Origin of the sequence: Aequorivita marina, assembly GCF_031631895.2 — a bacterium.
Taxonomy (GTDB): domain Bacteria; phylum Bacteroidota; class Bacteroidia; order Flavobacteriales; family Flavobacteriaceae; genus Aequorivita; species Aequorivita marina.
Genome location: NZ_JAVMBW020000025.1, coordinates 1 through 2962 on the forward strand (window position 1 = coordinate 1; position 2962 = coordinate 2962).

At 37.0% G+C, this 2962-nt stretch carries 2 pseudogenes; both read right to left on the bottom strand.

Annotated features, from left to right (window positions below):
• A pseudogene (locus QPK98_RS15490) lies at positions 1-215 on the bottom strand (hypothetical protein); the annotation flags it as partial.
• A 1353-nt stretch (positions 216-1568) separates the two neighbouring features.
• Positions 1569-2962: pseudogene (locus tag QPK98_RS15495) on the bottom strand (hypothetical protein); the annotation flags it as partial.

Here is a 2962-nt window from a genome sequence, read left to right on the forward strand (position 1 = left end):
TGATCCGTATCAGAATCGTTGCGGTCGCCCACTTGTGCCGTACCATTAAGGTTTAAATTTCCAGTTTGGTCAACATCAGAATTATTAGAGTCGCCCAACTGTAGGGTCCCGTTAGCATTTAACAAGCCAGTTTGAGTAACAGTACTTGTGTTGTTTTGCGCGAACATTACAGCTCCCGCCATAAGCGCTACTGCGCTTAAAACTACTTTTTTCATAATTTAAAGATTTAAAGGTTAATATTTGGTTAAAAAAATATTCAGTTTTTCAAAAGGAATCACTTCCTTAGCTATAAGCCATTTTCAAAATAAAATGACATTTATAATTTTATTGGCATAGCATTAAAATGAACCGTAAAGGCGCATTTTAAAATTAAGCGGGGGAAAGTTTTTAATTTTTTTAAATTCTTTAACAGATAAATACCAATAAAGAATTTAAAAGCAACCAGGGATAGGTTTGTTATTTATTTTTTGAGGAGATGTGACTTTATGTATCGCTACCTTCAAATCACAACTTTCACAGCTTAAAGATGCAACAAAAAAACCAATTATACAACTGACAACAAGTCCATTAACGCAAATAGAGGGAAAATCCCTTTTTAAAAAAATGGTTTTCCCCTTAGAATATATTAAAAATATAAGACGAAACACATATTACTTCGACAAAGCGTAATTAACATTCGTTTAGAAATAAATGTTATTTTTTTGTTAATTCATTACATATATTTTGATATTCACTCCTACGGAACAAAAGACAGTATTTTACCTCCTTATAAACAACAAACATTGAAGTTTCCGCAAAAATTTTATCAAAAACATATTTATCTTAAAATCCTTTAATTAAGTTATACATCTAGATATCGTCAACAATATTTAACCTGTTCATTTTTTTACTCACTCTTTTAAATAATAAAATGGGAGTTCGTGAATCTTTGATTTCATTGATGATTCCGATAGCTATCGGAACGAACCAAACCCCGTACAGCTGTCGGGGCTAGGCTTACAAAATTTTATCTAATTTTTTTGTTCGCCCCCTTCCCGAATCGTCGGGATTAGGAACTCGCCTTTAAATCCAGTGCTTTGATGACTATCTTTGCTGGCTCAAACCCGTCCGTACCGAGCCGGGCGGGCAGCCTATCCCCAAGCTTCGGGATTACGAGGCCCTCACTTCTCCCGACGTATCGGGATTACGATAAATTTTCGATAGGCCAAAAAACAGGAATTCTCAATTACAGCCCCCTAAGCTTCATATTATCTCTAAAGCCTCATTAAACAAAGACTTTCAATGGTTACTTTATGAACGTTTAGGACGCTATTGATCCAGAGAATAGAAGTTTATGGAATCGTCCAAGTTTTCAGGATTTCCTGATTAGCTTTTACGCGGTTCTAAATGTTGTCTCGGTTAAAACCAATATGGAAACTTATAGCACACAAAGTTTTACAAACCGTTCCATAATTATTAAAAAAAACCGCTCAACAAAAGCTGAGCGGTTTCAAATTTGAAAAAAAGTAGTCTCTAAATCCCTATTAATTTAAAAAATTAAAGTCTTCATTTACTCAAACAAGCACTTTTTAGTTCTGTAAAGTAACATCAATGTTTCCGTTACCAACTTGATCAACGTGACTCCAGTTGCCTGAACCCAACTGACCTACAAGGCTAAGGTTGTTGTTACCAGTTTGCTCAACAAGGCTATAGTGTCCTAATCCAGCTTGCCCTACAAGGCTGATGTTATCATTACCTATTTGGATTACTTCAGATTCATTTAAGATACCTAACTGACCTACAAGGCTGATGTTATCATTACCATCTTGAATTACGTCTGACTCATTAAGCAATCCTGCTTGTCCAACAGCACTGAAGTTATCATTACCATCTTGAAGAACATCAGAATCATTAAAGAAACCTACTTGGCCAACAAGGCTTTCGTTGTCATTACCAGTTTGGACAGTCAATGAATAGTTATCATTACCTAATTGGAAAGTGGTAGCTTCGTTACGGTTTCCAATTTGTCCTGTCAGAGCAATGTTGTCATTACCTATTTGGTCAACATCACTTTCGTTACGGTTACCAATTTGCAAAACTCCAGATAGGTTATCATCGCCAGTTTGGTCAACATCAGAATCGTTACGGTTACCAATTTGAAAAACTCCAGATTGGTTATCATCTCCAGTTTGCGCTACATCAGAATCGTTACGGTTTCCAATTTGCAAAACTCCAGATTGGTTATCATCTCCAATTTGGTCAACATCACTATCGTTACGGTTACCTAGTTGCCCAACTCCAGAGTAGTTATCATCTCCTATTTGGTCTGTTGTTGCATCGTTACGGTTACCGTATTGGTAAACTTCTGAGGAGTTACCATCTCCTAGTTGAAACAAATCTGCATCATTACGGTTTCCTACTTGTTCTACAATACTAGTGTTGTCATCACCCCATTGTTCAACTTCAGAGTCGTTACGGTTACCATCTTGTAATACATCACTATCATTACGATTGCCCCACTGATCTACATAAGAATCGTTACGATTACCTTGTTGATCTACAGAAGACATATTATCGTCACCCCACTGAAATACATCAGATTCATTACGATTCCCCATTTGATCTACATCACTATCATTACGATCTCCCCACTGATCTACGTAAGAAGCGTTGCGATTCCCTGTTTGGTCTACATCGCTTACATTATCGTCACCAGTTTGCCATACAAACGAATCGTTTCTATTACCATCTTGGGTAGTAGTACTCAGGTTACCATCTCCATCTTGGAGCGTAGTAGCAACATTACGATTACCTAACTGTAATGTTCCAGAAACGTTAAAATTCCCATCTTGTTCTGTGTATGCATCGTTAAGATTACCCACCTGAAGTGTTCCAGCGGCGTTTAAATTACCATCTTGGTCTGTTGTCGCTTCGTTGTCATTACCCAACTGAGCTGTTCCTGCAAGGTTAAGATTCCCCAATT